Source organism: Bacillus sp. (in: firmicutes) (assembly GCF_031983925.1).
GTDB classification, from domain to species: Bacteria; Bacillota; Bacilli; order Bacillales; family Bacillaceae_G; genus Bacillus_A; species Bacillus_A pacificus.
This window is the reverse complement of the sequence record NZ_DALYZR010000009.1, coordinates 141,055-163,504: the sequence shown is the minus strand read 5'-3', so window position 1 is coordinate 163,504 and position 22,450 is coordinate 141,055. Positions and strand designations below refer to the sequence as shown.

Sequence of the window (22,450 nt, the reverse complement as noted above, 5' to 3'; positions counted from 1 at the left end):
AAGAAGTAGAGGAAAAGAAGAAACAGGAAGAAGCTAAGAAACAACAAGAAGTAGAGGAAAAGAAGAAACAGGAAGAAGCTAAGAAACAACAAGAAGTAGAAGAAAAAGAGAAAGAAGAAGAGACCAAGAAACAGCAAGAAGCAGAACAAGCGAAAGATAGCGGGTTAAATGAAGTGCAAGCACAAGAAAAAGCAGAACAATTGAAGCTGGCGCAAGGTCAGGGGGCGCGTAATAAAGATGTCAAGTTATCACAATTAGGAGTTCAAACAATAAAAGATGGAATCCAATATACGACACCAGTGCAAGATATCCACATTGAAGCGAAAGATAGTTTAACAAGAATTGTTGCCATTATGCCAGCCGGAACAACGAAAGAACAAGCAAAAGAAGTAGGCGATTCATTAGCACGACAAGTAGCAAGTTTTGGAACGATGGGATTATATGTTGATTTACACTCACCTAGCAAAGACTATTTAGGAGAATATTGGGAGAATTTTAGTGGTGATATTGGTATCTTTGACAGTAATGAAAAAAAGTTAGCACGTGGATACATTGATAAATTGAATCCAACTAAAATAAAATGGTAACTTTGACAGAAAATGAGTTATTTTTGAGGATGATTAGTTGCTGTTGTAGTTTGATGGCGATACTCCAAATTACAAATATCTTATGAGTATAAGCGTTTCTATAACTCTACTAGTGTAAGTTTGTACCTAATAATAGAAAAAGCTCTCACAATTGATGTGAGAGCCTTATAACTAAATTATACTATTTCATTCTGGGCTCCCATCACATCGCCATCAACTAAAAAAATGTTTGTTCCCCAAAAAACGAAACTCAGGAAGAAGCAAAAGAAGTTGTAAACGACATTACCTGGAAATCCAAACATACGGAACGATCATTCTTTCCCATGATGTTGGGGTATGGATAACTGGTAGCATTTTCGAGAAGCTAAATGTGTTTATAATAAAACTGATGAATCGGATAATATGTAGTCCATAAAAAATCCTGGCCATTTCCATAGGATGGCTAGGATTTTTTATATACAAAGGAAAAGACACCTTAAGGTGTCTTCCTCTGACTTGAACCACTTTAATTTTAATAACATCATTTTACAATCACAAATATATCTTTAATCTTTCATATAATATTTTATCATTTTTTTCGGTTAATTGCATGAAACTGGTGAAAAATAGGTTATTTTTTGTAAATTCCTTTTCTCCATATCCATTCAATGGGACCATAGCGGAAATATTTACTCCAAATTTTGCTGAATATAATTTGCGCAAAGATAATTAAAATCCCGAAGATACATAGTTGCCAGTAATATACCTGTGAGACATCTTTAAAGTACAACGAAAGAATGACAAGAGTTAGTATACTTTGGCTAATGTAATTCGTTAAAGCATACTTGCCTATGTTCATAAAGGGTTGCAGCCACTCTATATATTTTTTATTCTCACACACTCTAAGTAGGGTACAAATATAGAATATAGCTAGCGTTTTCCCTCCAAATAAAATCCATATTTGTATATCCTTAGAGTAATAGACATCCATTTTTATAAAATAGTAGATAATAGGACAAGAGAGAAGACATGAAATGCATAACGAACTCCACTGTAAAAATTTAATTTTCTTTATTACCCCCGGTATCCTTTTAAAAATATCTTTCTTACCAGCCCATAAGCCGATTAAAAATAAGCCTATATATTCAGGAATTCCTATTAGTAGTTGTTGGGGTTCCTCTATCATCAGAAAAAACAAACGTGCTTTTACTTGATATAAATAATGTGTAAATAGATTTACCGTGTGGTTGGTAGTGTTGCCTGTAAACATATATTGATAGTAAGTTGGCACTTCAAGAATAGAAGAACTTGCTTGTAAAAATACAATAATATGTAATACATAACTAACCGTTAGGAAACTACAACCAGCTATAAAAATAAGCTTAGTAGAGCGCTTATAAAAGAACAATAGAATAACTCCTGCTATAGCATACGCATGTAGAATATCTCCATACCATAGAAAGGTGAAGTGAAGTAAACCGAAGGCTAATAAAATACACAGTCTGCGAATAAACAACTTATACATGGGGTATCCTTTTGCTTCTGTATTTTTCATAAAGATATAAAACCCTACGCCAAATAAGAATGCGAAAATAGTATAGAACTTTGCTTGTATAAACAAATCTACTAAAAAACGAATCGCTTTATCTGTGCCGGAGTAACCTGCCTGATTAAAGGGATCTAGTCCCGTCATAGTAGGTAGATTCGCAAAAAGGATACAAAGTATGGCGATACCTCTTATTATGTCTAAAGATTGAATACGGGCGTTTTGTTGCACATTAATTCTCCTTTCGTACAAAGAAAAACGAGCACTATACTAGCTAGCACTCGAATTACGTCTTGCAAAGAATCCATCATAGGTAGCAGCTGACACAGCTCCTTCTAAACGTTCAACTTCTTCACCTCTGTTATAAGCTACAATAACTGGAGTACCTGGAATGTCGAACTCTTGAAAGGCACTTTGATTTTCTGGGGTAGAGATATCAATACGATAGATAGTTCTATCATGCTTTTTTGACATACGATTGATATCTGGTGCAGCCTTTTTACAATAATGACAGGTTGGTTGATAGTAATACGCAATGAACTCTTTATGGGATTGTATTTTTTGCTTTAATTCTTCTTTTGAAATATCTTTTATATTTTCAGGTGATCCTTTTACATCTGCAGCAGATACAATTGTTTTTTCAGGTGTTACTATTTCTGTTTTGACTGATTCATTTTTAGTTAAAGTAAAGATCGTGATACCAATAACACATAAAGTTGTTATAACTGCTCCGATTTTGTAGATTTTTTTCATAGTAAATTCCTCCTTAAAGTAAAAAAAGGACAAACCTCGCCCGAGTTAACAGGGCGTAAGGTTTGTCCTTCACGCTACGTACAATAGAGTATAAACATTGGAAACAAATTTTCTATCTTTATAATAACATAAGATTCATATAGAATGCTATAAGAATTTCAAAAGAAAAACTAAAGGATAACTTAATTGTAAAATTTCATGTACCAGATTATATATCAAAAACAATAAACACTACAACAAAGGTGGCTCTGTGGTGTATCCAACTGATTGGGACACTATCCTCCTCCAATAAGCATAAAATCATTCAACAAACACATCTCAAAAAGTGTATGTACTTATGCAGTGTGTCTTAAGTATATTTTGATACCTTTTGAAGTAGTTTAAGCTGCAAAGAATATACTATATCTAAAGGTGTACCTTTTGAAGTGTTTTTTTAAGATGTTCATATGTAAAAAGTAAAACTAAGTTTAGGTATTTATATAATTTGTAAAACACGCCGTTGAATATCCAAATAAAAGCGCAGTAATATCATGTATAGGTACCGATATTACTGGGCTTTATGAGTTTAACATTTTGTATGTTTTGTAAAACTCATTTTTTCTTTGTAATCTTTAAATGTGGATGTATTCTTGTAAGTAATTTTAAAATAGTTCTTTTTAAAATATTCTACCTTCTTCAATATTATTGCTAGAGTGCAAATAATTAGGGAAATACCTCTAATGTGTGATATTAGCTATATTTAAGGAACTACACAACTAGATTGAAATAATAAGATTAGAGGATAATCTCAGGTAACTAGTAGTTGCACAGGTTATATATGGTAAAATATATATGACGAATTATAGGAGGGGATTATATGAAAGAGGAGTTAGAAAGGTTTCTAAAGGATCAACAGACTAATTCTGGGGAAAATGAGACAACTAATTCAGGTGATGATACTGAAGAAATATTAGGCGATGAGGAAGTTTTAGTAGATGAAAATAAATCCTTATTGTATAAAAGCAGAATAAGAGAATTAATAAGGGATGTTGCTTTCTCAGATGGATTGGATTTACGAATATCTAAGGAAGGATTTCAAAGATATCATGATTCAGTAAAGTTTCTTTCTGTGATTTTGATGTATGAAATAAATAGTATCTTAAAAGAACAAAAGAAAAAAACTTTGAATGTAGCACACGTAGATGAGGCAATATCAAAAATGCTAGGTAGAGCTGATGCTTTAAATATTTCAATTCAGGAAATTGAAAAAGTGCTAGAAGTGCTTCAGAGTAAAAGTCATACTACGTCTATTACTAGAGCAATGGATTATTTAATTATGGAAAATGAAGGAACAGAATCTGAAGATGAAGGTAGTCTAGAAAAATGAATATAAGAGAACAAAAACTTTTCTTCACTCGAGATGGATTTAGTATTTGGGAGAAAATATGTGAACTATCTACAGAAATCACTTATGAAATTATTAATTGGTGCCTTAGTGAAAGATTAATAACTACATTACCCGCTAGCAAAGATGAATATGACTGGTTTTTATATAAAACATATCTTGACTTAAAAGAAGAGGAAAAAGAACAGGAGCTAGTAGCTAAGATTAGTCAATATTTCGAAATTATTTCTGTTCCCAAAAGTGACTTCAATGGACTACTTTATTATTTTCCAATAAATAAGATTGAAATTAATAATATATACAATTTATTAAAGGATTTAGATTTTGAAGGTATAGATCATGTTAATGTGAACCTATTTTCGCTCCTAACGACAAAAGAAGATATTATTAATATAAGATTGACTACTGATAAAATTACAACTTACATGAATCACAAAATATCACAAAAAACACATACTGAATTAAGAATTTACCCTCAAAGAGATATAATTCTGCAGACAAATTTCTCAGGATATACTCATACTGATGGTGAAAAAAATGAATTTATTGCAGAAATTCACAGAAGAATTGCAGCTAGCCAACAGGGGAGTCCAATTAAACCTTATAATTTTAGTGATCATACTTTAAGGCGATTACTAGTTATTAATAATGAAAGTATGCCTTCACGCTATAGATTTGATAATGGAATAATGAAGTTTAGTGTTGATGTTAAGCACCCAATGAGTTTCTTGGATGCTCTATGTCATGATGATATAAAGTATTTGTATGATAATTATCCCATTTCTGTGGTTAAACTAAATAGGGGTGAAGAGATTAGTTTAATTTTAGATGGATCTGAAGGTAAGATAATGTCTCGATTAAAAAACCTTCAAGTTATAGATATAGATAAATTTATAAGTGAAATCTCTGTATTACTCCGATACGATTATCTAAATCACACTTATGAAGAAGAAATGAAAAATCTTGCTCGAAGACGATTATCAGTTGGAACGATTCCTCAACGGGAAGCTGTAATTGCAACAGCAAAAAAAGAAATCGGAGAAGTGTTTGAAACAGCATTTAAAGATGAAACTCAAGTTATAGTAAAACTGTTACAAAATACTTTTTTTTACTGCTTACTTGAGAAGAAAATTATTCCTTTTGATGAAAATACTTATAAGTTAGATGAAAAAATCTTAGTTTATCTTAGCAAAATAAGTAGTCTTGCAAAGGAAGAAATAACTCAGATTTTAAATTTTCTTATTAAATTAGGTGCTGATAATGGGAATAATATTGAAAGTTTATTGGAAAGATTAGATACAGCAATACCAACAACGCAGGTGATTAATTATGCTAGTGGGCTATGAATACGAAATTCTTTCTCGTATAGCTTCTTCTTATAAGTTACAGAAAAATAGTAATAATATTGTTTTTTCTTTAACAGACTATAAATTGAAATTTCAGCAAGATGACAAAAATATCCAATATTTAGAAAAACTTGAATTACAAGGATTTATAACAATTAGAAATGAAATAGTAATCCTTAATATAACGAAATGGTGTAATTTCTTTGTAGAAATATTAAGTAGAAGGTTAGTGAGTCAAGGGTATAAATATGATATCTTATATGATGAGAAAAAGAACTTAATTATGGTATCTCAAGATGATGAAATAAACACTGAGTTACAGGTTAACTTTGATCCTAATTCTACTTTAGATAATGATGTTCAAACGATTCATTTTTGCTATCTTCCTACTTTAGAGTACTATTTACATTGGTTTATTTTAATTAACGATGATAATGCTTTAAATATTTTTTCATTTGTTATCTCCAATAAATTAAAAAAATTAAATATTGAGCGTCAAATAAGCTTTAACTTTTTTAGCGGTTTAGACCCTGAAGATATTAATCAGATATACTACGTTACCATAAAGGAATATTTTAAAGAGTTAAATCTAGACATACTAGAACATGTTTCAGATACTCAAATTCTTTATGAAACCGTTAAAACAGAAGAATTTGATGTGTATTTTGTAAAAAAAGGGCAATTTAGGATTGCTGTAATAAAGATAGAAAATAAAATAAAGTTTATAACATATGACCAAGAGAATATTTTGGTACATAACACTGATGTTGAGAATATCATCATTACTTTAAAGGAGAAGCTAATAGAAAAGGTTAATGAGTTTAATAATATACGTAATATTAATAAACTAAAGGTTATCGATAATTCTAGAAAAGTGGCACAATTACTTTCAATAATCTTGGTTCCAATCAATGGTTTAATCTTCTTGGCAAATTCTTTGAATATATCTTTCATTAAACAAATTACAGAAAATAAATTAGTTTTTTGGGGATTGGCCTTACTATATATAATCACCTTCATTTTAACTATTACTACTGTTGTAGTGCCTAGCGTAAGGATTAATACATTTAGTTGGAGCTTCTATAAAAAAACATTACTTAAGAAAATGTTTAATATCTAATTGGTATCCCGTAAAACAACACCGAATGCTAAATGTTTATTTTTTGTTTTGTTTTGTTTTGTTAGCTTGATAGCGATATCCCTATAAAAAAGAGTAGATGCTAGATATCTGCTCTTTTTATTCTAAGCACAGGGTTTTACAGAAACTTTTATTGCTACAGTAAAACTAATGATAGAATGTTATTAAAAGATAGAGATATATTGTAAAGTTGCTATTGGGTATTAGAAGTGTTTAAAAGAATTAGTTAGATAGGGTGTGTATTGGTGAGAAAGAGAATAAAAAGAAAAAATTATCAAATGGAAAAAGAAGATACGCAAATACAAAAGGATAGATCATCTTATTTACAAGATACTGCGTGGATTATCACAATTCTTACAGGAGCCATCTACTTTTTCTCTTATTCTTTTCAAAAGGGGATTAGAGATTACTATGGTATAGATGATATTAGTTTAAGTGATCTAGATGTATCTTTAATTGTTAGTTCTGTATATGATGTTTCTTCTTTGATACTCAGGATATGTATTTTATATTTTATTTCAAGAGTATTAATTTGGTGCGCAAGTTTTATAATAAACATACTGGATGCAAGGCAAAGCACTCCTAAAAAAGAAACTTTTATAAGAGTAAAATTAGAAAAATTTTATTCGAAAATAGGTGAGTTTTCAAGTTCAATTATTGAAACAGATTTAAATAAAGTTGGTAGTTTTAAGGAAGTGATAGGAACTATCTATGATAGGAAAGAGTTTGCTCCTATAAATGCAATTACAAATGGAATTTTTCTTATGCTAGTCCTTAGCTATCTACCATTTTTAGTATTAAAGGATTCATATAATTTTAATGTAGCTAATCTATTAAGTACTAGAGTATGGGCACTTTTTATCATTTTACTTGTAATGTTACTATTTTTATTTATTGTACTTTCCCTAAAAAAATTGAAGTCAGGAATAATTAAGAATGGACTTTTAAAGCTATGTTTAAGAGGGATTGTTGCTATTTATAGAAGAAACCCATTAGCTTATATTTGGAAGCAATGTAACTGGGGAATAAAAGGGATTATAATCATTATAATTGGTATAGGTTCATCATGGATTTTCTTTCAATATGGATATACAAAGGCTGAGAAAAAAGAAGATTATACAATTGTACAATATCACGGGAAAGAGTTTGTTATGTTAGATAAAGATAAAAATAGAATGCTCGCATCCCCTCTTACAATAAATAATAATCACTATATGATGTCAAAAAATGAATATCAATTAATTGAATTGAAACAAGGAAAAACAGATACTATTATATTTAAAGGGAAAAGTTTAGTTGGTGGTTTGCAGGTATCTCCTAATGAGAGGAAGGAAAGCTTGAAGGAACTAGATAAAACTATCCAGAGTATCCCTGTTTTAAGAAATTTGTTCCCAATTAATTTGTTAATTGATAAATAGCATGTGTTTAGAAAATCAACTAGTAGGATTAATAGATGTTTTTTCTAGTTAAGGGCCAAATGAGGGGACCTATCTTGGATTTTCATTGATTTGAATTTAAAAATAAAAAAAGGACTTGTAGAAATCACTACAAGTTCTTTTTGCTTTAAAGCGAATACACGGGACACATAAATTATCTCATTATTCATAACGGGGAAACCATATTGATTACAGCTTGATTCCATTATATAACAAATATTAACATCCTGGGTTTTAATGTTTGAAAATTATGTGAATTAATAAGTAAAGGTCCGCCCTTCCTCTAAAAATCTCATTTATTGATTTTATATAAACAGTTTTAAATCAAAGTTGATATTATAATAAATCAACAAAAGTGTATACATATGTAAATAGAGAAGAATGTAGGATTCTTATAGAAAAACATATAATAATATTCAAGAGTAATTAACTATAAGAAAATGAGTTCTATGTTATAACTAACTATAATTCTTGAATAGATGTAAATGTCTTATCTTTTTTCATTTATGCGATAATGAAATTAGGTATAGGGAAATTATACAAACGTTTGTTTTAAATATTTTAGCTTTGAATATGATAGTTACAGTATTCAATTGTGTGCTTAGTTAATTTCTCATTTATTATATAAATTTTATATAGCAAAGAAAGAAAGCATCCTCTATGGATGCTACAGTTTAATTAATCAACTCTAAATCAATACCTTTTTCGAGTAATACGTTTTTGTTTTTTTACTTTTTGTTATTGTGTGAGAAATTATTTTCCTTTTCGTACATTAGTTTAAATATAAATAATTTTTTTGTTACTTTAGTTATTCTCCTTTGGGTTGTCTTCTAGCAATTTTAGTAATTCAATGTTGATTTCGTGGCGTTTTTCCTCATCTTTTATATATGGTAAGAGTTCAAATATACATATGTTTGTCATTTTATCGTTAATGTATTCTGGTTTTTCATGTCCTCTTAAATAGATAAAGACTAACTTTTCGCAATGGTCTTTGTATTTGTTATGTGTGTTTGATGTAAAACATGTCCAATAGGATAATTTTGAATCTATCCATAATTTTTGATTAGGTGATGACTTAAATAAGTTGTGTAAGTTCATGTCCATTTTGGTTATTTTAAAGTCTGGTATAATCCAAACATCATCACTTATATGTGTTCTTTCTTGTGTTATATAGGTAACTGATAAACAATCAAAAACTTTTTCTATAATCTTTTCTAGTATTAGACCTTTGCTTCTTTCAAGTGGGTTGTCCATAATGATTGATGTATAATCTATACCAAATTCATTTAAAGCGTTATAGTATGAACCAAAATAATTCACACAAGATTTATATACTTCACTATGATTGTTAATTAAATACATAGGCGTTAAACTGATTCCTTCATTATGAAGGTCTAATAATTTATTTTTCACTTTTTCTTTAGACCATACTTTTCTTTTTGTAATATTGTAGTAGTCAATTCCAGCCTGTTTAACCGCTTCTTCATAAGAATTAAAATACCATTTACATGCGTGATGTAATTCATTGTATTTTTCGGAAACGTATTTGGAGGTTAAATCTTCACCTTTATCGTTTAGTGATTTAATTTCATTTAAAATTTTTTCTTTTGACCATGTTTTTGTTTTTCTAATATCATCATAGTTTAAATTTATTGATTCGATAGCAATTTTATAAGAACCAAAAACGCGTTGGCAACTTGCATGCAAATTTCTATATTTTTGTTGCATGTTTTGAGATGATATATCTTCACCCTTTTCGTATAGATTTCTTAACTCGTTTTGTATGTCTACGGGAGTGAGTTTTTTAACTTGTGATATATAGTTATAATTAATACCCAAATATTCAATTGTATTTTTATATGAACCGAAAATATTTACACATGCATGATACAAACTACTGTTTTTATTTATTATATTTGTAGAATTTAATTTTTCACCACTATCAATGAATTTTTTCATTTCTGTAATAACTTCTTCTTTAGTCCATTTTCTTTTTGTTCTTTTAATTCCTTCCCTTTTCACTACTGTTTTTATCCCTAATTGTTTTAATGTTTCTGTTAAGCCGTCCATGTTATTTCTAATGTGGCCATATTGTGTTTTGTAATTTTTAATTAGATAACGAGAAGTTATGTTTATTCCTTCTGAGTCTAATTTTTTTAATAGTGTATAAATTTCATTATCATTGTGTAATTTAGTTGATTTTTTCACATATCCAATTTCTTTTTTTACTTTTGTTAAACCTCCCATATATCTTGAAATGTAGTTCAAATAACTATGATATCCATTTTCTTGTAAGTATCTTTGAGTTATTTGTATATCTTTATCCATTAAATCTTTAAGGAATTTAATTGTTTCTTCATGTGTTAATTTTGTTCTAACTTCTGAATTTGTCATTATTTGTGCAGTCCCTTTACGATTTTTTATTGTGAACGTGATTTCGACGCTAATCTTTGTCCCTATTGACAAGAGATCAGTGATAGTTGAGTATCTTACATCTTCCAGGGCATTTAAGGGTAAGATGATTCTTTGTTATTGATTAATGATCCAAACGTGAGTGTAGTAATTGATTCTATTTTACATCTATTATATTAGAAAATTGCAGGTTTATCTTGTTATAAAAAGCATCTGTACATGTGATAGCGCTATGTTGCTGGTCGATACCAACAACATTCATATAGCTAGAGAGTAAATAACCATCTTCATAATATGTAATTAGTATTTCTTCTTCAGATAATAAGGAACATAATAATATGTTCTCGATCAGTTCTTTTTCTTCAGCGGTTAAGATCGGCCGAGTCACTTTGTTTTTCTCTTTAATGATTTCACGGATACCAGCAAATTGTTCAGGCATTGCTGCGAACGGAGACCATTTGACCATACCTCTTCCTTTTGGCATATTAGCGTTATTCACGATCTATGTCCCCCTATTAATGTGTTTCTATGTCTAGCTGTAGCGCTATGCGTGTAGGAAATCCCTCGTAAAATACTGTTCTTCCCAAATCTTGTGCGTATTTCATCCATTACTTTTGTTAACCTCACTTCTTGTTCTCTCTTTGGTACGTTATCGAAAAGAGAAATTTGTTCTTCTCCTTCTTGAAGTAAGTTTGTTAAGGATACGTTTATGCTGCGAATAGGTTCGCCAGTATATTGTTGATGCAAAAAGTATGTACAGATATTATAAATATCCATTGTTAGATTTGTTGGGCGGTTTAAAGTATGCGTTTTTCTAATGCCACCGGTATAACTTTTGCTATAACCGACAGAAAAATGAACGGTTTTAGCAAGCTTATTTTGTCTTCTAAGCCGATAACAAACTTCTTCTATATGTTCCAGTAGAATAATCGGAAATTCTTCTATTGTGTAGTCACGCATTAAAATTTGGCTTTTCCCAATAGAAGTTGTGGCAGGAACATATTTTTCTGAAATGCGACTAAAGTCGATTCCGTGGCTATGTAAGTGTAATTCTTCTCCAATCTTGCCGAAACTTTGTTTTAAGTATTTAAGGGGATAATTGGCTAAATCTCCAATAGAGTATATTCCCTTTCTATTTAACTTTTCTTCTGTTTTATATGATATGCCCCAAAATTTATTAAGGGGTCGTATGCTCCATAGTTTGGTAGGTATATCCTCGTACTGCCAAAAAGCAATTCCATCTTTGTTCTTCTTAGCTTCAATGTCTAGGGCAACCTTACTCATGAGTGGGTTAGGAGCAATTCCGATGGTGCATTCAATTCGTGTATGATCGTATATTTCACGCTTAAATTTCATTGCGAATTCATAAGGATTTTGGGCAAATAAATGAATACTGTCCGTAATATCCATGAAGAATTCATCAATGGAATATTGGTGGAAATCCTCAATAGGAACGTATTGCAAAGCTAATTTTGTTATGTAATTGGAGCATTTAATGTAAGTACTCATAATTGGATTTACAACAAGAATATCTTTTCTGCGAGGAATCTCGTATAATCTTGCCATCTTCTTTACACCTAATGCTTTTAATGGTGGGGTTGCAGCTAGAACGATTGAACCATTTCTATTCACATCACCTACTACAGCCAATTTTGTATGCATAGGATCTAATCCCATTTTGATGCAACTAACTGAAGCGTAAAAACTCCGTAGATCCACACATAAGATGATTCTATTCGGTAGGATTGAATAGTCATACACTGTGATTCCCCCCTCTTCATAAAAGAACGTCTGTTCTTATTATACACGAACCTACGTTCTTTTATGAAGAGGGATTTAAAATATAATAGAAAAGTTTATAATATAGAAAGGAATTTCACGATTAATTAATGGCTGTAACAAATTGCTAAACAAGGTATTGTATCCTGGGGAAATATCGAATCTTTAAGTTGAATTAACGTCATCTTGAAAGGTAATTTATATATGTTACCTATATACTTAACATATATAGTTTGTATTTGGTATGATGAAAACATATAATGTGATACTTAAATGAAATGAAAGGGGATTAGGAAGTAATGACAGTAATAATCGGAGGGATTTTTGAAAACTATGTGCAAATTTCTGCTGATCGTAGGAGAAGTATATTTAATGGAAAAGAATTTTCACATTCTATAGAGGAGTGGGCAAATAAAATCATTCAGCTTTCTGATCATATTGTTTTAGCTGCATTAGGTGATGTTGAAGCAACTGTGAAATCTAAAAAGAGACTGATGCAGGTGTTTCAACAAAATCCAAATATAAGTTTAGGAGAGTTGGTTGAAGAATCGCAGTCTATTTTCCGAGAAGAGCTTATGAACAGAAAAAAAGAATATGCGGAAGAACTTCACAAAAAGAAATCTTTCATTTGCAGGGTCTTTTCTAAAAAGAAACCATTAGAAGAAATTAAGGTAAATGCTGCATATTTAATTGGGGGCTTTGATCACGATAAAAATGAACCTTTTCTTTATGTATTTGGAAATATTAATAATTATAAATTAAAGGACTTGAAAGCTCCACATTTTGTCCCTTTAGGTGAGTGTATGGATGAAATAAGAAACCGATTAGAAGAAAGATTACATGTTAATATTTCATTAGGTATGTGTATGAAAGAATTTGGAGAAGAAATAAAATTTGCTGCTAGTAAGAAACAATCCGTTAATGAAAATGTATACCATTGTACAATCACTAAAAAAGGGATTACTTTCAGGGAAACTCCACCTAAGCCCGCAATATAGATGGTTATGAGCAAACTTCTTTCTAAAGTAGTGTATGACTATTAAAGGGAGTGGAAGATAAGTGGATAGTGAGTTTTTAATTAAGATACCTGGTAAGGGGCTTTCGTTGGAGGAGATAGCATCTTCATACCTAGAATTGATAGAAGATGATTTTAATATAACAATTGAAGAAATGGCTGATTATCTTAGTTGTAGTTATGACTATGTACAAAGGAACATAGCGCCATGCATCTATCATGTATATATTAACTCTGTAGCAAATAAGGCTTTATTTACACATTGTGAGGGTAGTAAATATGTGGAGCTGTTCACGAAACGTAAATTATTTTCGCGAAGTGAGTTTCAACAATTCTTGTTGAAAGAGTCAGTTTTGCTTGTTGATCGGCAACGGTATTACTTGGACGAGTTAAGCATCGCATCCAGGGAGAAAATGATGAGATTAGCTAAAAAACAAGAACAAAAAACTACTACTACAAAGATGTTTGAAACTATAGCGCTACAGCAGACAAGTCTTCTATATTCGAAAACAGATTTAATGAATAAAGTTGTTGAAGAGTTTCCGGTTAGCGAATTACCTATGGGATTATATAGTCTCAAAGACTTATTAGATGGTATAGATGATCTGAATTTAAAGTTTCGATATAAAGTATCGGTGTATCGATACCTGGAGAAACAAGGGATTCCAAAGGTGAAGATACAATCATTAATACGATATAGAAGAGAAGATTTAGAAAATACTGCTGTGTATTCGCTGCCTTTAATAGTAGATAAAAAAGAAATACTAGCAAGTATTGAAAAAATGCTAGGGACGGATGTGTAATTCACTGAGTTCTTAATACATGAGAATTGTATATTCAATGAAAGATAAAAAGTACGTGAGAAGAAATGAAAAAGAAATGAAAAAGAAATGAAAAAGAATAATTTATAAAAAGGACTCTTGTGTGTATTAGGAGTTCTTTTTATAAATCTTTTTATATATTACTGATAAAGGTAACATATAATATAATCTATTAATTTCCATTCTGACAAAATACAGCAAAGACCGTGCGAGCTTCGTCGATGGATTTTAAAAGGGATTATTCCTTCAATATGGAATTCCCCTTATAGGCCTCACGACACCATTTCGGGAAAATTGTACGCTAAGGACTACAGACCTTTGTCATTACAGTGTTTCTTTTAGATGAGTATATGTTCATAAAGATAAAATACAAAGTTTAATTGAACACTGATTTATATACACACTTTATGAACGCGATTATAGCTAGAAAGCATTGATATTATTGAGTTTTATCGTCTGTCCATAAACATAAGGTTTTCTGGACAGATGTCTCTTAACGTACAGGAAACGCTTAAAATGTGTCCAAATTGTGTTTAAACGTACAATTTTCCCGAAATGGTATGGTGAGGCCTATATGATAATCAAAAATTTTAGAGATATTAACGAATAAAATATGACTGATTTTAAATAATAAACTTTATAATAGATTAAAGAAACTCTTCTTAGTAATTTCCATAGGTGAGGTTGTGAACTATGTAATGGGAACAGATAAATTTAATAACATAAAAATTGATAAATATGAAAATTTAATCAATGTTTTAAAAACAGGAGATATTTTTTTATGTTCAGGTAACTATTTGGTGAGTAAATTAATTAAAAAGGTTTCTGAATCAATGTTTAGTCATACGGGGATTATTGTAAAATGGGGAGAACATACGCTTATTATGGAAAGTGTTGAGGACGATGGAGTCAGGATAGTCCCGCTAGAGCATTATATAAAAAACTATGAGAACTCTAACAACAGATATAATGGTTCATTATTTATTGCTCGTCATGAATTATTGCAAAATGTTAACGATGATAGTGAAATGATTAGAAACCTTATTAAAGTTGGCTTTAGTTTATTAAACAGTGGATACGATAAAAATGAAATTGCTCAAATTGTTGCTCGGATAGGGTTAGGAATAGGGAGACACGAAGACAATAATGAATATATATGTTCCGAGTTTGTAAATGAGTGTTTTAAAAAAATAGGTGTAGAGTTTCTTACTGACTCAGAGGGATTTATCTTCCCTGAGCATATTGCTGCTGATCATCATGTTCTTCCTATTGCGCAGATAGAATAACAAAAAAGACACTTACTTTATGGGAAGTAAGTGTCTTTTTTGTTATATTGGGTTATTAGAAAAAGCCCTAGCATGAGCTAGGGGACAATTTCCGTGTGGTAGTAAGAAAGAAAACAATGTTCATTGTACTTTATATTGCGATATCTATATTAAATGATTAAAGGTACCTATTTAGATGTTCTACTTGTTTCTATATATTCTAAAATGAAAAATATCAATCTAATTCATTTCATCTTAGAAGGATATTTCCAATCTTTTTCTTTTCGAGTATTTAGAGCAAGTTTAAATGAATTTGTAGAAAGTGTTTGTTTTTCTATTTTCTCTAATCTCTCATCTAATTTTTCAATAGCTTCTTTTGTTTCCTTCAGCTCTAATTTAATTTCTGTCAGCAAACGGAGTATTGAATCTCCTTTTGTCATTTTCAACAGTAATCGCTCCCTTACTTATATTAAAAGTGTTACTTTATATAGTTGAAATTTCAATTAAAATGGAAGTAGCTACATATAGTCATATTGAACATCCTTTTACTTATTTATAGATATATAATAGCAATACTATTGAATTTCTAGCCATTTAACTAAATAACAATAAACTTCATGAAGTTTATTGTTGTTCGTCTTTAACTCTAATTATATAATCAATATATAAGGTTATTTGTTGTTAGTGAAACATAAGTAAACAAGGGGCGCAAACACTAGCAATATCAAAGGAATAGTCCCTTTGGCTTCACTATTATTTCTATTTAGTGTTAAAAGGGGATAGTATAAAAAATAACCACCTGGTCCTATTTAAAAGGAGATAATTTATACATGTTAGAGACTATTGAAATGAGAAAAAAACAACACGAAATAAAAATACATAAATACAAAAATATACAAAAATACTATAATTCATTTTTGTTTGCAATCTCAATTATTTATTTTCTCTATTTCATTATTATTGATCATTCTCTTTCAGCACATCCATTACAATCTTTCATTATTGGTTTTACTCTTTGGAGTATAGGCCTAGCTATACATCTAAAACTTTTATATGAGAAAAAGGGAAAACGAAAAGTCATGAATATAGAAACAATAAACGAAATGAAAAAAAATAAATATATGAGTCCTGGAAGAAAAGAACGTTATATTAAAGATTATAATGCTTCCAAAAATGAACTAGAAAAAATAATGACTTACGCTAAATTTAGCTTAGAAGCTAAAGAAAGGGAAAATGAGATAAAAGGCGACAAAGGAATTTAGATATATAATTGTAGTATTACATGCAGATAGTAGCTAGAAATATAAAAAATAAAGGGGGGATTTAAACATGAAATCAACAGGTGTTACAAGAAAAGTAGATAAATTAGGGCGAATTGTTCTTCCGAAAGAGTTAAGAAAAACATTAGGAATTGCAGAAAAAGATCCTATAGAAATATTTGTAGAAGATGAAAAGATTATTTTACAAAAATATAAATCTTATGATGCTTGTGCAATAACTGGTGATATTTCAGAAAAAAATATATCATTAGCAAATAATAAAATTGTTCTTAGTCCAGAAGGGGCGGAACTTTTAATTAAGGAAATCCAACAGCAATTGGTTAAATAACAACATTCTTCTTAGTACATTACAAAGAAAAAGACATCTCTATAGATGTCTTTTTCTTTGTCTTAAACCAACATGATTCTAAAAACACTACTTTTATAATGGCAAATATATTAGCAATATTTCATATCACATTCATTTTAGCATAAATAATCACACATTCTATATATATGAATATAAATTCAAGAAAAATACATAATTTCTTTTAGAAAACGAACGTATTCTCATGAAACGACTTGATTATTTAAGTTAAGTGGGAATATAATAAGAACAAACGTTCTTGTTTTAGGGTTAATGCAGTGTATGGCTGTTTATTTTTCCGAGCAATACAAAATTAATTGTTAATATGAGCTATGCAGACAAAAGAAGAAATAGATCTTTGGCATTATAAATATGTAATTATACTATACAGGTTTGTTAGAATAATTAGTTTGATGCATTAAATAAGATATTAGTTGCTACTGATGGATTTCATTTTAATAATTCAGATTATTTAGATCGTTATGTAGAGTTTATCATTCACAAATATCAAAAAGGTATGGATAGATGATCCAAACACATACCTTTTCATGAATTTCAAACTTATTTTTTACCTTATGATAGAAAGTGCTTCTTAATGAAATATGTATAATTAATAAGAACATCCAGCGCTTCTTGTTGCTTTTCAGCAGGTATATCTGCTAACGCTACTTTAATAGATTCTAATTTACTTTCTAGAGGATTATTTCTTCCGAACAATTCATCTATGAAGATATTGTGTAGCTCTGCAATCCGCATTATCGAATCTGCATCAGGATCAGCTTTTCCATATTCCCAATTTGCATAAGTAGTACGGGCGATGTTTAGGCGATGTGATATATCGGCTTGCGTATATCCTCGTTTTTTTCGCAATTCAGCAAGTCGTTTGCTTAAATGGGACATATCTTTACCTATTCCTTTCTGATTTATAACGTTAGTGTAAATGTTATGATGAAAGAGAGATATTTAGAGTTCTATGAGCAGAAAAATAGGAAGAAAACGATACATCAATCGAGTTTCTTCCTATTATATATATACTTACTAAAATAACGAATTTCCGATATCTATTGTGGCCAAGTTTTGACGTCTTGTACGTTCTCTTAAATAACGTTCCGTCGTCATAATAGACTCATGTCCTAAATAGTCACGTATTTTCTTAAGTTCGACTCCTTTTCCCATTAAATGATTGGCGAAGAAGTGTCTACAGGTATGAGGAGTTATTCTATCTTTTCGGTAACGCAGAAATGGTAAATTAGTTTCTTCAATTTTTTCTGCTACATATTTTGATAAGTAGTCGGCCCTATAATGAGAACCATCCGCTTTAGGTAGAAAGGCAGATGAACTAGAGGCATCTAATTCACTCGTTTGTTTTCGTAATTGACGAAGACGACAGAGATCGTTAAGTACATCTTCAAAGATACGAACTTCTCTCGTTTTATTTCCTTTACCAACTACACGTAGGAGATAAACATTTAAAGAAGGGTGGAATGCAAGGTCAGCCCACTTTGCATTTGCAACTTCCTCAATCCGGAGTCCAGTAGTTGTAAGAAGGAAAAACAAGGAATACATAAAGAAATTCGTTTTCTTCAATGTATCTAGAATTTCGTTCACTTCTTCTGGAAAGAGATCACGATTGACTAGCTCTTCTTTTTTTACAGATACTTTTTTGAGACGACTACTAAAGTTGTCAGAGAGTCCATTGTTATCATACACATATTTTAAAAACTGCTGAACCACTGTTTTCTTTCGACGTAATGTGGTGGCCGCGTACTTCTTACTTAGTTGATAGAAGTAGATTTCCATATCATTATGGGATAGCTCCTGGATGGTTCCAATGGTTTCTTTTATGTAACGAAGAAAATGAGAAAGATCGTGCAGATACTGTTGTTTAGTTCGCTCACTTCTTTTTTTCGTTAAAGAAGGCTCATCATGTAAAAATAAATAAACTAATGATTCTTCACTTAATTGGGAGTAGTCAATATTACGGATACCCAAACCCATAATTTTTTCGAAATGACTGCTATCAAAAAAATCCGATTTAGATTTTACAAGTTGATTATTATGTTCGTAATTTATAATATTCAAATTTACACACACCTTTTAATAGAATGAAAAGATACACATATATTTTTATAAAATTTTATGATTCTAATTATACCACAATAAATACATAATTTACTTAGTTAAGATATCAAGTAGTTAACGTAGCTTATCACTCAATTCTTCTTCTTAGAATACTTTAAATATTCCTGATTTTCATAGTAGATAATACACGTACCTTGGCTGTACTCCAACGTAATAGTTGATATAAAACTTACGTTAAGCAAATTTCCACGAAATTTTCACTATTTGATTCTTTAAAAAAAGTAGTAAACTAAGTAATCGGTTCCTTAACGTACAGGAATCAGTTTAAATGTGTCTAAATTTTGTCTAAATGTACAATTTTCTTTTTTGGGTATGGTGACCCCTTATTGCTCCACCAGGTATAGAAAATCCAGAGTGGGAACCTATTAGAAAGTTTATTTATAACGACAGTACATGCAAAAAGAAAAAATCATTTAAACATTTTTTACATTATCTTCACGCGAATGGGGCAGATTCTGACTATCTTAATCCACACTATTCACAACAATATATTCAAGGAGAAGAAGAGTTTGTAACCAATTATATATATTTAGAGAATTTCTCTAATGAAATCTCAAAAATAGAAAACAAATATAACTTACAGACTATCCCACTAGACACATTAACGAGATCATGGCATCATCAGGCGCCTAAGATGATTCATAAGGGAAACTACGCTGAAGCTGACATTACAGATCCATCTTTCCCTCGGCTGCCGACATATCAGAGCTTTTATGATACGGAGGCTATAAAATTAGTTACAGATATATTTAATGAAGATTTTGAAGCGTATCATTATCTTAAAATGGATATTTCTACAATATGAATCAGTTTCAGAGTACTTAAATAATAGTCTTATTTTTAATATGGAAAACACCGTGAACACTGTTATGGTGTTTTTTTGGGTTTAACACTATATTTTTAACTTTATATAATCCATATACCTTCAAGATAAGATGTATTTGTAAAATAATGTATGATTATGACCCATTTCTACAAGTATCTCGGCTGAACCCCTCTAGGTTTTTCTGTGCATCCTTTATATATTAAAGAGCCGATTTACTCTTAGCGGGGTAAATTCTGGCTCTTTTCTTATATATATTCTCTTAGCGTGGTTTTTTTCCGAAATGCTGGCGGTACCCCTAATAAAAGCTGCAGAAGATTCCCACTTTAATTTTCTAACTGTATCATTTGCACGCTTTTATCGGTGGATAGGATTTCTTTTAGCTGTCTTCCTACCCGGATTTTGGATGGCATTACTTGCTTATCACCAAGATCAAATTCCTTTCCCTCTTCTTGCGACTGTGACTGTTGCAAGATCAGGTCTACCATTTCCAGCACCACTTGAGCTTATAATTGTTTTGTTCCTTTTTGAGATGTTCCGTGAAGCCGGTCAAAGATTACCCTCCCCCCTTGGTCAAACCCTTTCAGTGGTAGGCGGACTAATCATTGGGGATGCTGCAATCCGTTCGGGTTTTATCTCCCCTTCTGTCATTGTTATTACTGCTTTATCTGCTATTGCGGGATATACCTTAGTAAACCAAATATTAGCAGGAGCAGTATCCATACTCAGAGGGTTTGTACTATTATGTTCAATTTTGATGGGGTTATATGGATTTATGCTTGCCGGATTCGTAATCGTTCTTTATATCTCAAGATTACGTTCCTTTGGAATCCCTTACTTAGCTTTAGTTTTCCCAAAATCTAGTTCAGATTTTTTCAAGGGATTGTTTCGTTTACCGTGGAGAAGTTATAGACATAGAGTTGATTATCTCCGAACCAATGATAGTTCTAAAACGGACGAAGGAGAAGGAAAACAGTGAAGCTGCACAAAATAAAACTAATAATTATGATGCTTATCACTAGTGCAATGTTATCTGGATGTTGGAATATTAAAGAAGTTCAAGATATTTATTATGTTGCAGCTCTTGGTATAGATTTTAAAGAAGGAAAATATATAGCTTATGCTCAGTTACTTGACTTTTCTAACGTTGCTAAGTTAGAGGGGGCTAGACCTGATAAACAACCACCAGTGTGGATAGGAAGAGGTGAAGGTTTTACCATTACGGAAGCATTAAATCAATTATATAAGGATGCTCAACAAAGACTTTTTTGGGGACATGTATCTACAATAATATTAAGCGAAAGACTGCTCAGACAAGATATTAAAGACTCTATTGATTTTATTAATCGGTACCGAGAAATACGCTATAATATTCTCTTATACGCTACAAAGGAACCCATTGATGATATACTTAAAACAAAAGCCTTTTTTACATTATCGGGGTTGTCTACCATTCTCCATGAACCAAAGGAAAGGTATAAACAACGGTCTTACATACAACCTAAACAATTTTATCAATTTATTAGAGATAGTGATCCGATGGGGCAAACTGCTTATATCCCATCACTTAAAATTTCAACAGAAAATTGGAAAGAAGAATCCAAAAAAGCACCATTATTAAGAAATGATGGAGCGTTCTTTGTAAGGAATAATCGCCTAGAAGGATGGCTTTCTGAGACTGATTTAAACGGTCTAAGATGGATGGATGAAAAAAACGTTCGATCTCCTGTGTGGATTATTGAGAATGATAGCGCTGTTGTTTCCGTAGTGATAGAGAAACCTAAGATTACAACTTCCCCTATTATGAGTAGTAAGCCCATACTTTTTAATATTCGAGTTGAAGTTCAAGCTGGAATAAATGAGAAGATCAAGGAAATTAGTGATAAAGAGTTGATTACAAAAACTGAAGATATTATCAAATTAGAAATTCTAAAATCCTTTGAAAAAGGAATAGAAATAAATGCAGATATCTACAAATTAGGTGAATCATTATACCGTCAGAATCCAAGAAAATGGAAAGAAGAAGTAAAAACAGACTCGTTTTACTTAAATGAACACAGTATAAAGAATTTAAAAGTTAAAGTTAATTTAGTTAACTCCGGAAAGTTGAAGTACCAAGATGGATCCTAATATTAATTCAAACGGTATTTATAGTTTTTTAAAAAGGCCTAAGCTCTTGCAACACCGAGAAATTAGGCTTTTTTATATTGAATTCCTTAACGTTGTAAATCCGCATTTTCCTGACGCTACCCCTATATTAGGTTGCGCATGCATTGCTAAAATAGGATTAAGCCGGGTAAGATATAATTATTTTTCTAAATAGTCTACTTTATAATTATTTAATCCGTATATTTTGTTTTTAGGGATAATGATTTTGTTTAGTGTTATACATATTTCT

At 30.7% G+C, this 22,450-nt stretch carries 20 protein-coding genes and 1 pseudogene; 13 read left to right on the top strand and 8 right to left on the bottom strand.

Annotation, left to right across the window (positions count from 1 at the left end; genetic code table 11):
* A partial coding sequence (locus RTP99_RS21710; RefSeq protein ID WP_312367537.1) for a multimodular transpeptidase-transglycosylase / penicillin-binding protein 1A/1B occupies positions 1 to 587 on the top strand: 587 nt, incomplete at its 5' end.
* A gap of 610 nt (positions 588 to 1,197) precedes the next feature.
* Here RTP99_RS21710 and RTP99_RS21705 read toward each other — a convergent pair.
* Positions 1,198 to 2,343 carry a DUF418 domain-containing protein gene (locus tag RTP99_RS21705; protein ID WP_001186861.1) on the bottom strand — a complete coding sequence of 382 codons (1,146 nt, stop codon included), beginning with the start codon at positions 2,341 to 2,343 and terminating at the stop codon, positions 1,198 to 1,200.
* 39 nt (positions 2,344 to 2,382) lie between these two features.
* Positions 2,383 to 2,865 carry a thioredoxin family protein gene (locus tag RTP99_RS21700; protein WP_000725580.1) on the bottom strand — a complete coding sequence of 161 codons (483 nt, stop codon included), beginning with the start codon at positions 2,863 to 2,865 and terminating at the stop codon, positions 2,383 to 2,385.
* A gap of 856 nt (positions 2,866 to 3,721) precedes the next feature.
* Here RTP99_RS21700 and RTP99_RS21695 point away from each other — a divergent pair.
* From RTP99_RS21695 to RTP99_RS21680, 4 genes are all read left to right on the top strand, one after another.
* Positions 3,722 to 4,231, top strand: coding sequence for a hypothetical protein (locus tag RTP99_RS21695; protein WP_000656864.1), 510 nt, complete (start codon positions 3,722 to 3,724; stop codon positions 4,229 to 4,231).
* Entirely contained in the window at positions 4,228 to 5,595 is a 1,368-nt protein-coding gene (locus RTP99_RS21690) for a hypothetical protein (RefSeq protein WP_001026031.1), read from the top strand. The genes RTP99_RS21695 and RTP99_RS21690 overlap by 4 nt, the downstream gene beginning before the upstream one ends.
* Positions 5,579 to 6,715 carry a hypothetical protein gene (locus RTP99_RS21685; protein WP_000960106.1) on the top strand — a complete coding sequence of 379 codons (1,137 nt, stop codon included), beginning with the start codon at positions 5,579 to 5,581 and terminating at the stop codon, positions 6,713 to 6,715. The genes RTP99_RS21690 and RTP99_RS21685 overlap by 17 nt, the downstream gene beginning before the upstream one ends.
* A gap of 263 nt (positions 6,716 to 6,978) precedes the next feature.
* Positions 6,979 to 8,151, top strand: a complete 1,173-nt coding sequence (locus tag RTP99_RS21680) for a hypothetical protein (RefSeq protein WP_001231516.1) — start codon at positions 6,979 to 6,981, stop codon at positions 8,149 to 8,151.
* 822 nt (positions 8,152 to 8,973) lie between these two features.
* Here the strand turns inward: RTP99_RS21680 and RTP99_RS21675 are convergent.
* The 3 genes from RTP99_RS21675 to RTP99_RS21665 form a co-directional block, all read right to left on the bottom strand.
* Positions 8,974 to 10,563, bottom strand: a complete 1,590-nt coding sequence (locus tag RTP99_RS21675) for a hypothetical protein (RefSeq protein WP_000185060.1) — start codon at positions 10,561 to 10,563, stop codon at positions 8,974 to 8,976.
* 175 nt (positions 10,564 to 10,738) lie between these two features.
* A complete protein-coding gene (locus tag RTP99_RS21670) occupies positions 10,739 to 11,080 on the bottom strand; it encodes a YolD-like family protein (RefSeq protein WP_001057797.1) in 342 nt (113 codons plus the stop codon).
* On the bottom strand, positions 11,077 to 12,342 hold the full coding sequence (locus tag RTP99_RS21665; protein ID WP_000272570.1) for a Y-family DNA polymerase: 1,266 nt from the start codon (positions 12,340 to 12,342) through the stop codon (positions 11,077 to 11,079). Before RTP99_RS21665 ends, RTP99_RS21670 begins: the two co-directional genes overlap by 4 nt.
* Before the next feature lie 353 nt (positions 12,343 to 12,695).
* Here RTP99_RS21665 and RTP99_RS21660 point away from each other — a divergent pair, with 353 nt between their 5' ends.
* From RTP99_RS21660 to RTP99_RS21650, 3 genes are all read left to right on the top strand, one after another.
* Positions 12,696 to 13,358, top strand: coding sequence for a Fur family transcriptional regulator (locus RTP99_RS21660; protein WP_229132910.1), 663 nt, complete (start codon positions 12,696 to 12,698; stop codon positions 13,356 to 13,358).
* Positions 13,359 to 13,419: 61 nt separating this feature from the next.
* On the top strand, positions 13,420 to 14,178 hold the full coding sequence (locus RTP99_RS21655) for a MerR family transcriptional regulator (protein ID WP_000376629.1): 759 nt from the start codon (positions 13,420 to 13,422) through the stop codon (positions 14,176 to 14,178).
* Positions 14,179 to 14,882: 704 nt separating this feature from the next.
* Positions 14,883 to 15,482 (top strand): YiiX/YebB-like N1pC/P60 family cysteine hydrolase, encoded by a 600-nt coding sequence (locus tag RTP99_RS21650; protein WP_001110289.1) that lies wholly within the window; start codon positions 14,883 to 14,885, stop codon positions 15,480 to 15,482.
* 224 nt (positions 15,483 to 15,706) lie between these two features.
* Here RTP99_RS21650 and RTP99_RS21645 read toward each other — a convergent pair whose 3' ends face one another.
* Complete coding sequence (locus RTP99_RS21645) at positions 15,707 to 15,901, bottom strand: hypothetical protein (RefSeq protein WP_033672094.1); 195 nt, start codon at positions 15,899 to 15,901, stop codon at positions 15,707 to 15,709.
* A 390-nt stretch (positions 15,902 to 16,291) separates the two neighbouring features.
* On the opposite strand from RTP99_RS21645, the gene RTP99_RS21640 reads away from it, so the two are divergent.
* Both RTP99_RS21640 and RTP99_RS21635 read left to right on the top strand, forming a co-directional pair.
* Entirely contained in the window at positions 16,292 to 16,723 is a 432-nt protein-coding gene (locus tag RTP99_RS21640; RefSeq protein ID WP_000894389.1) for a hypothetical protein, read from the top strand.
* Between the two features lie 67 nt (positions 16,724 to 16,790).
* Positions 16,791 to 17,069 carry an AbrB/MazE/SpoVT family DNA-binding domain-containing protein gene (locus RTP99_RS21635; protein ID WP_000843061.1) on the top strand — a complete coding sequence of 93 codons (279 nt, stop codon included), beginning with the start codon at positions 16,791 to 16,793 and terminating at the stop codon, positions 17,067 to 17,069.
* 591 nt (positions 17,070 to 17,660) lie between these two features.
* Here the strand turns inward: RTP99_RS21635 and RTP99_RS21630 are convergent.
* Together RTP99_RS21630 and RTP99_RS21625 are read right to left on the bottom strand one after the other, a co-directional pair.
* Positions 17,661 to 17,987: a helix-turn-helix transcriptional regulator gene (locus RTP99_RS21630; protein WP_000019024.1), complete on the bottom strand. Its 327-nt coding sequence runs from the start codon at positions 17,985 to 17,987 to the stop codon at positions 17,661 to 17,663.
* 138 nt (positions 17,988 to 18,125) lie between these two features.
* Positions 18,126 to 19,169, bottom strand: a complete 1,044-nt coding sequence (locus RTP99_RS21625) for a tyrosine-type recombinase/integrase (protein WP_001021543.1) — start codon at positions 19,167 to 19,169, stop codon at positions 18,126 to 18,128.
* Between the two features lie 382 nt (positions 19,170 to 19,551).
* Between RTP99_RS21625 and RTP99_RS21620 the strand changes: the two are divergent.
* The 3 genes and pseudogenes from RTP99_RS21620 to RTP99_RS21610 all read left to right on the top strand — a co-directional run.
* A pseudogene (locus tag RTP99_RS21620) lies at positions 19,552 to 20,034 on the top strand (sulfotransferase family 2 domain-containing protein); the annotation flags it as partial.
* A 301-nt stretch (positions 20,035 to 20,335) separates the two neighbouring features.
* Positions 20,336 to 21,031, top strand: a complete 696-nt coding sequence (locus tag RTP99_RS21615) for a spore germination protein (RefSeq protein WP_000881732.1) — start codon at positions 20,336 to 20,338, stop codon at positions 21,029 to 21,031.
* On the top strand, positions 21,028 to 22,182 hold the full coding sequence (locus RTP99_RS21610) for a Ger(x)C family spore germination protein (RefSeq protein ID WP_071713416.1): 1,155 nt from the start codon (positions 21,028 to 21,030) through the stop codon (positions 22,180 to 22,182). The genes RTP99_RS21615 and RTP99_RS21610 overlap by 4 nt, the downstream gene beginning before the upstream one ends.
* Positions 22,183 to 22,450 lie beyond the last annotated feature (268 nt).